Source organism: Bacillus piscicola (assembly GCF_022458745.1).
GTDB lineage: Bacteria > Bacillota > Bacilli > Bacillales > Marinococcaceae > Alteribacillus_A > Alteribacillus_A piscicola.
Genome location: NZ_JAJJJF010000023.1, coordinates 1 through 7,994 on the forward strand (window position 1 = coordinate 1; position 7,994 = coordinate 7,994).

Genomic DNA, 7,994 nt, shown 5'->3' on the forward strand with positions numbered 1-7,994 from the left:
GTGACGCTTGTTTATAACGCCTCCAGATTGGCGACGGATCGGATTAGAAAGGAAAAAGCAGAACAAATGTCCAAGTCAGCGTGACATAAAACACTTTTTTAAAAAAAAACGTCAAAAAAACACACAGGACTACTCTACGCTTTTTTAAAAAGAGGACTTATGAAATTGACTCAACTATGAAAATTTTAAAGCTCTTGCTATTTAATTTTTTATTTGTAGTGTCCCTCTTTTCTGGCATCTTCATTGGCGAGGTGGAAGCTGATGAGATTCCTGAGTTACCAGACGGGGTTACAGAAGAAGAATATTTAGACCAAAAGGTCTTTAGAGAAATTCACGGTCTAGACACATCAAATAAAGCTATATTCAGAGCTTTGGATCAAAATTATCGTTTAGCAACTCATAGTGATCATGACATTAGATTGACTGCTTCGGAATTGAAGATCATACAAGACATTGATTCTATGACTACCTATATGGAGGAAGTTGAAGAAATTATAAGGACAACTGAAGACGAGTACAGTGGCTTTGCGTCCGTTTACATAGATACTCGAAAACAAGGAATTGTTCATGTTAACATTAAAGAAGATTTGAAAGATAGTCGTGAAGTAAATGAAATGGTAGACGAAATTGCACAATCCACACCTTTAAAAGAAAAGATTAAGGTATCCTATGTGGAATTTTCTGAGCAAGAGTTAAGAGATCGGCAAAAAGCAATTGTACAAGATGACAAGTTCTCGGAATTAGGCATAACTAGCGTCTACGTCCATTACGAAAAAAACACTATTGGTATCGATGTGGAAGAATTGAATACAGAAACTGAAGCTACTATTAAAGAATTGTATGGTAAAGATATTCATTTGGAGGAGCACTCTGAAGAAGTTGAACAAGGTCGAACAGATCCTGTGGATTATATGGAAGGTGGTTTGGCTATTGGAAGAAATACAAATCCAGTTGGGTCTTGTACATTCAGTTTTTCAGTGAGAAAACTATCAAATCGCACAAATAATTTTGTGACAGCCGGTCATTGTGCTAGTTTAAATCAAAATGTTTACCAGGGCGGCGAAAGAATTGGGACTGTTAATTACTCGACCAATAAAGCAGGGGGAACTTTAGATGTAGCGTTGATTACACCTAAGTCTGGGAAGTATGCGACGAAATATATTTTTCAACATGCCCACCAAGATGTAACAATTGTTGATACTTTGGCACCGTCTAGTGGAATAGCCGTTCGCAAATCTGGGAGAACAACTTATAATACTAGAGGTAGAGTAATAGACCCTCATGCAGCAGTAAAAGTTGATGGAAGAACAGTCTACAGAGCCAGGGCTGATTATAATTCTGCGAACGGAGATAGTGGCGCACCTGTTTATAACGCAGCACGTATCGTTGGTCTTCATACTTCCGGTAGTTCAACGACAGCAAGTTTTGTCAATATTAGTAGAATGCAGTCGATGTTAGATGTACGAGTAATTACTGATTAAAACATTGTAACGCTTAAGGATGATGTCTAATCGAATGTCTTTCTGCTGCTAAAAGAAAGGAGGCACTCGACATAAAAACATTCTGTAAACCCAACAATTTTTTATTTCTTGGAATGCTAATGGTGATTGTAGGTTGTCAAAATAATGTGAATGGAATAGATGGTGAGCAGAACGTTAATCAGGAAGTTGATAATATGAAAAGTAAAGTTGAATCTTACTATGACTCTGAATATGAATTTGAAAATGAATTTGTTCAAGAAGATATAAACTTCGCCATTGAAACGAATAAAGATCGTTATCAACAGGACGAAGAAATAAAGCTTTCGCTGGTTAATAGAGGTACTAAAGAAGTGATAATCCCTGATGCAATAGACATATATACGTTCACAGATGGAAGAGTACAGTGGTTAGAAAAGGAAACTCACAGTATGTTACAGTTCATTGAACCTTCTGATTCCTATACACCAAACTATGAACCCCATGAAGAAATCAGAGATTACTTTGGGGAAAATAATGATTTATCGGGAGCATATATATTATCTGTTGAATTCGAATATAATACAGGAAAAGATACTACTACTTCTGAAAAAATAGGAAAATTAATTTATATTGAGTAACATCTCCAGATGGCTAATATATAGTTTAAAGGTTTCTTCTTACCCTTGGCAGTAAAAAACTAGATAGGCAGTGTTGTTTTTTATTTATTCCCTCGCTCCCTTTACTGATTATTTTAAAAAGAAAGATCAGAAAATCAGAGGATAGTCATCTGCTGTGAGCTTCATCTATCTATTTTCGAGATATGAGGAAGTAAATAGAGTCACAAAAAGAAGAAAAGCGCTGTAAGTGTCTTATATTAGCTTGTTTGACGTCCTCTTGAATTTTGACAAAAGAAATGTTTATAGCTATGATAAATACATAGTTATTTTTAGTGAATGGTTTTCCTTCACACCGCTCGTTGGAAACAGCGCTGGCGGATAGGAGGAGTAAAGCGAATGGTTGTTTGCGTACATCTCGGGGACAGGGCTAGACGCTGTCACTGCTGGATGAGGGCAAACTTTTAGTGAATGGGAATGTCAATTAATAGGATTACTTAGGCTATCTATGCCTTGTAATAAAGAGAAACGCACATAGAGGCGTATCGAAAACACTGACTACAGTGGGATCGGTACGCCTTTTTTGTGTTCCACATATCAAAAAAATGAAAAAAGAAAGGGGAGAAAAGAAAAATGAATGAGAGAAGGAGCTAAAAAATGATGGTTTTGTTGAGAAAGCAACAATCGATAAAAAGCGTGTGGCACAAAACGCCAAATGTGTGTCCTGTGGCGGGATCGCAAGTGTCTGGGAGAAGAACGGGCGACTGTTGAGGCAGGTTTACATGAAACTATTGGCAATGGATGTAGCAATGGACGTGGTGAACCCATTGTGAAGTAGAACTTGCGCAACCACGAAGTGGTGCCTGCGGATGCAGGTGGACAGTTCCTGCGCATCATGCATCGTGTCACAAGTGACACACCTGCGATGGCGGGTTGAATGCAGACTGCTACTTAACAAAGCAGACAACCGAATAGAGCTGTCTCATTCTTAGTGATTCGATTTCTTTTGAATCGAATATAAGAATGAGACAGCTCGGGCAAACCCCGAGCTGTTCACCTTTCGGCGGATTTAACCGCCGAAATAGGTCTGAAACAGCAGGGATATACAGACGGGGAAAGTATACCCTTTTTTAGATTTATGAAGGAGGAGGAAGATGGGAAAACGGGATTGGAACATGACACCTAAGCAGCAAAATATTTACGAAAATTTGTGGCATCAAGCACACAAAATTTTCGATTGGCGAACGCACCACCAAGGAAAAAGAGGAACTGCGCGCTATAGAGATGGTGTACGATCATTTGCCAAGCATTTAGCAATCAACTATGGCTCGAAGAATTTCAAAAACATCAACGAAGGACATTTGCGGTCTTTTGTGAAGGAATCTCAAGAGGCAGGGGTTTCGGCAGCTACGATCAAAACGGATTTGTCTGCGGTCCGGAAATTGCACGCCATGTTACCAAAAGCTCGACATAAGCTACCGGATAATAATGACATTCTTGGGGCTGAGAAAAGAAAAATCGTTGGCGTGGATCGGTCATGGCAAAATAGAGAAGTCACTAAAGCTGTACACCATGCAAGAATCATGGAGAGAAAAGACGTGGAGTGGGCTATTGGTTGTGCCCGAACGATGGGATTGCGGATAGAAGAAGCGACAGGATTAACAAGAACGCAAATGAGAGAAGCACTCATCAATGGACATCTACATCTGACGAAAACCAAAGGAGGAATTCCCCGTGATGTTCCATTAAATCAAGGGGCGAAAAGGGTTTTACAACGAATACTGGCTGAAAGTAAACATGAAAAAATATTCACGAGCCATGGCCAAACACACCGGCAAGCGATGAAATCCATTCAAAATTGGCTTCAAAATCACAGAAAGGTCTTTACTGAAAAAAATGAACAAGAATCAGCATCGACCTATACGAAACAATTAGGCATTGACGTGCAACGCCCTCATTTGACGTTTCATGGGCTGAGGCACTCCTATGCCAGATCGCAATATGAAAAAGCCACCATAGGCGGGATGAGTGCCAATGAAGCACGGTTGTATGTCGCTGAGCAGTTAGGACATGGAAGAGATGATGTAACACGGATTTATTTAGGGAGGAAATAGGGTGATTCCTGTAGCTTTGAAATAAAGTTTGATAATTTGTAAAAAGAATTGATCAAAAGTACTGTATTATGTAGGGTTCGTCTTGTTCAGCAATCGGGCCATTTAATCGAACGACTGTATGCAGGAATAGACAGTATAATGTCAAAATCTTATAAGGATTAAAATAGCGAAGGGGGAGAAGGTTCTGTTATTTTCTTTAATCTTTTTTATTTTAGCTGGCCCCATTTGTATCCTGCTTCATGAGATAGGCCATGGTCTTGGAGTTATCTCTACTTCAAAATCCAATGTACATATCTATTTGGGGATGAAGGATGAGAGAAATAAAGAAAACTTTAGACTTGGAAGACTTCATTTTCACATTCAATGGGGCTTTATGGGTTTTGCCCATTGGGAAGAAGGCTTAGATAGACGACAAAGGGCAATAGCACTTGCTGGTGGACCTGTAATGTCATTGTTAGTGGCACTTTTGCTTGGAGTATTATCATTTTTAATTTCACAAAGTAAAGTAAGTCAATTTGTTGGCTGGACTGCAACACTTAGCTTTATTCAGTTCATCTTAACAATGACTCCTTTAACGTATCCTCGTTGGACGGGAGGCTATAGTGGTTTTCCTTCTGATGGTTTGCAGCTGATACGAATTGCTAAGGAGTTTAAGAAGTCTAGTTGAATCGTTTAAAACAATCGGGCGCTTTTCCAGAACAGCATTGCTTCCAAATTGTGTAAACTAATAATTTCCACACACTTTTCAGAGCATCAGATTTGCGATTAGTAAGAGAAGGGGTGTTAATCAATGAGAAAATCTACAAGGTATTCAGTTACTATCAATATCCTAATATTAATCGGGGTCGCATTGTATGTAATTTTGTGGAATATGATTTCCGCGAATGGCGTAGCTATTATTTCACTTGCAATCGTATCAATTGTTTCTGCCCTTTCATTATTTGGTGTAATACTTTCCATTGGAGAACTATATAAAGCAAAGGATTTGAAGCATAAAATCATTAATATAGTTTGTTTAGTGATACCACTTGCAATTCTTTGGATACTTTTAACTTCTGATTTTATACCTTAACTAAAGAGAAAAGTTTGTTAAGCGAGTACTCCGCAAAAGGGCGCGAATCTGGAATAAGGATCAGCTTTTTTTCTTCGAGCATAGGGTCAGATTTTGTATGAAATACAAATAAAAAAGGGGATTAGGGTATGAGAAAGAATATGCAAGCAATAGCTATTGTTTTTTTAGGAATATGTATTCTGCTAGGTTCTTGGATTGTTTCTAAATCTTTTAATGGAAATAACAGTAAAATGGGAGAGCAATTCAGATATGATTTTGTTCCAACCAATGGAGAAAACGTAATAATATTTGATAAAAAAACAGGTGACTACTGGCAAAAGTTCATTAGCTCAAGCGAGGGACCAACGGATTGGGAAAAACAAGAAACCCCAAATATAGAAGAGAAATAATGCTTTAAACAATCGGACGCATTTTTAGAGGAAGCACTGTGCCTGAGTTGGGCCAGTTTGATAAGTTTCTTCTGTATTGCTTGATTTAAAGGATTTGGGAAGACCCATGACGACATTCTTTACATTACTTTTATCACAGGACGAAAGCTTTTATTGTATCTATCAGATAAGACATCCCCAATTACCGTCTGAAATCTTTAACCGCCTGCATTCCCTTAAATTCATCAATTAACCTAGTGTCAGTATTTTCTTTGTTTTAAATACGAAGTAACCGTTGCAACTAACTAAGTTAACTGGACAGCTTTAGTCATGAACATAATAACAGGAACTATAATTATAGTTCCTGTTTTTCTTTCTTAAGACTTATCCAGTTAAAATCTCCTCTTTAGGATAACGGATTGCTGCTTTTGATTGTTTTGCTATAGAAAAAGCAAGGGTTAGTGGTCCAAGTTTACCGACAAACATAACAATAATAATGACTACCTTACCGATCGTCGTTAATGCTCCTGTCAATCCCATTGACAATCCTACCGTTCCGAAAGCTGAAATAACTTCAAATACAATCATCATAAAAGGTGCATCTTCAGTAAGTACTAATATGAAAATAGCGACAAATATGAGTCCTATTGAAATCATGGCTATGGCTAAAGATCGTAGGATAACAACAGGGTTTAATGATCTTCGAAACAGGACAATTTCAGAGCGATTCTTAAGGAAAGTAGTTACAGTTAACAGCATTGCAATAAATGTAGTTAGCTTTATTCCACCACCTGTTGACGCACTTCCAGCTCCGATGAACATTAGCAATAGTATAAAGAAAACGGTGGGTTCTTCAAGTGAACCAATATCTACAGTGTTAAATCCAGCTGTTCGTGGTGTTACGGCTTGAAAGTAAGATGCCCATAGTTTTCCACTTTGTGACATATTGCCTATTGTTTCAGGATTATTATATTCAAGTAAAAAGATTAGAAAAAAAGCGACGATGTTTATAATGAGTGTTCCCACGAGCATCATTTTAGTATGCAGAGACATTTTGCTGAATTCTTTACTTGTCCACAGGTCCACCAATACTGTAAAGCCAATACCCCCCACAATAATAAGAAAGGTAATGATAAGATTAACAATTGGATCTCCAACGTATCTCATTAAGCTATCTGACCAAATAGAAAAGCCTGCATTATTAAAGGCGGAGACAGAATGAAAAAGGCTGTAATAAAATCCTCTAGCTAGTCCGTACTCGGGTATCCATCTAGCAGACAATATAGTGAGGGCAATGGCCTCGACCGTAATGGAAAAGACAAAAATCAGTTTAACAAGCTTTACAACTCCACCAATGGACGTTTGGTTTAACGCTTGTTGAATTAACAGACGCTGTTTAAAGCCAATTTTACGACCAAGGACCAAAAAGATAAGAACAGCGAATGTCATAATTCCAATGCCACCTATTTGAATTAAGCAAATAATTACAATTTCTCCAAATAAAGTAAATGTTGTTCCGGTATCGACTACAATCAGTCCTGTTACAGTCATGGCTGAAGTTGCTGTAAATAAAGCATCAACTAAGCTAATCTCTTCAACTGTGGAAATAGGAAGTTTTAATAAAAATGTACCAATAGCTATAAAGGTGACAAAGACAGTCAATAAAACTTGAGGCGCACTTAGATTTATAACTTTATTGTAAAAGTTCATGTTAGACACCATCCCTCTCAAATCGGTATATATCTTTTCTCTAACCGATTATTACCAACATACCAGTTGTTTCGTCACATCAGTTTGTTCAGCTTGGTATAGTGGTTGGCGTATTCAGCAACTTTTTTCTCCCCATAGCGAGAATTTCTAGTCCGATATTATAAATTATTCACATAAGCTTCAGCCAAAACGCCCTAATTCTATGATTGCATATTGGTTGTTTTTCATAGATTAAATTCCTTTCTTGTTTTTGGAAATAATTTAAGCTTCTAAAAGGGTCATAGAGACATTGCCTGCTCTATGACCTTGATATAAACATGATCTATAGCTTTTACTGTCATTTTATAGAACGCTTAAGCTTTCAAAGAGAGTAGCCCATCCATAGAAATAAATTCATTCCCAAGTGATGAAATTATCATATGCATCCCCCACTCGATTCTGAACAAGAAACTAAAGGTATAAAATATTCATTATTTAATTAGGTGAGTCAATTTCATAAGTTCTCTTTTTAAAAAAGCGTAGAGTAGTCCTGTGTGTTTTTTTGACGTTTTTTTTAAAAAAAGTGTTTTATGTCACGCTGACTTGGACATTTGTTCTGCTTTTTCCTTTCTAATCCGATCCGTCGCCAATCTGGAGGCGTTATAAACAAGCGTCAT

At 37.5% G+C, this 7,994-nt stretch carries 7 protein-coding genes; 6 read left to right on the plus strand and 1 reads right to left on the minus strand.

From position 1 onward, the window contains the following. Nucleotides 1–176: 176 nt before the first annotated feature. From LOR49_RS17090 to LOR49_RS17115, 6 genes are all read left to right on the plus strand, one after another. A complete protein-coding gene (locus tag LOR49_RS17090) occupies nucleotides 177–1,481 on the plus strand; it encodes a S1 family peptidase (protein WP_240378162.1) in 1,305 nt (434 codons plus the stop codon). A gap of 146 nt (nucleotides 1,482–1,627) precedes the next feature. Next, complete coding sequence (locus LOR49_RS17095) at nucleotides 1,628–2,098, plus strand: hypothetical protein (RefSeq protein WP_240378163.1); 471 nt, start codon at nucleotides 1,628–1,630, stop codon at nucleotides 2,096–2,098. A gap of 1,130 nt (nucleotides 2,099–3,228) precedes the next feature. Continuing rightward, the gene (locus tag LOR49_RS17100) at nucleotides 3,229–4,188 is read left to right on the plus strand and encodes a tyrosine-type recombinase/integrase (RefSeq protein ID WP_240378164.1); all 960 of its coding nucleotides are present in this window, start codon (nucleotides 3,229–3,231) and stop codon (nucleotides 4,186–4,188) included. Between the two features lie 304 nt (nucleotides 4,189–4,492). After that, a complete protein-coding gene (locus LOR49_RS17105) occupies nucleotides 4,493–4,855 on the plus strand; it encodes a hypothetical protein (protein ID WP_240378165.1) in 363 nt (120 codons plus the stop codon). 123 nt (nucleotides 4,856–4,978) lie between these two features. Beyond that, on the plus strand, nucleotides 4,979–5,260 hold the full coding sequence (locus LOR49_RS17110) for a hypothetical protein (protein ID WP_240378166.1): 282 nt from the start codon (nucleotides 4,979–4,981) through the stop codon (nucleotides 5,258–5,260). Nucleotides 5,261–5,388: 128 nt separating this feature from the next. Continuing rightward, on the plus strand, nucleotides 5,389–5,649 hold the full coding sequence (locus LOR49_RS17115; RefSeq protein WP_240378167.1) for a hypothetical protein: 261 nt from the start codon (nucleotides 5,389–5,391) through the stop codon (nucleotides 5,647–5,649). Nucleotides 5,650–6,012: 363 nt separating this feature from the next. On the opposite strand, the gene LOR49_RS17120 is transcribed toward LOR49_RS17115, so the two are convergent. Next, complete coding sequence (locus tag LOR49_RS17120; RefSeq protein ID WP_240378168.1) at nucleotides 6,013–7,338, minus strand: TrkH family potassium uptake protein; 1,326 nt, start codon at nucleotides 7,336–7,338, stop codon at nucleotides 6,013–6,015. Nucleotides 7,339–7,994 lie beyond the last annotated feature (656 nt).

Bases quoted from the DNA above. Each gene is read 5' to 3' on its own strand.
- LOR49_RS17105 (WP_240378165.1), top strand. From the start codon at position 4,493: ATGAAGGATGAGAGAAATAAAGAAAACTTTAGACTTGGAAGACTTCAT.
- LOR49_RS17110 (WP_240378166.1), top strand. From the start codon at position 4,979: ATGAGAAAATCTACAAGGTATTCAGTTACTATCAATATCCTAATATTA.
- LOR49_RS17115 (WP_240378167.1), top strand. From the start codon at position 5,389: ATGAGAAAGAATATGCAAGCAATAGCTATTGTTTTTTTAGGAATATGT.
- LOR49_RS17120 (WP_240378168.1), bottom strand. From the start codon at position 7,338: ATGAACTTTTACAATAAAGTTATAAATCTAAGTGCGCCTCAAGTTTTA.
- LOR49_RS17090 (WP_240378162.1), top strand. From the start codon at position 177: ATGAAAATTTTAAAGCTCTTGCTATTTAATTTTTTATTTGTAGTGTCC.
- LOR49_RS17100 (WP_240378164.1), top strand. From the start codon at position 3,229: ATGGGAAAACGGGATTGGAACATGACACCTAAGCAGCAAAATATTTAC.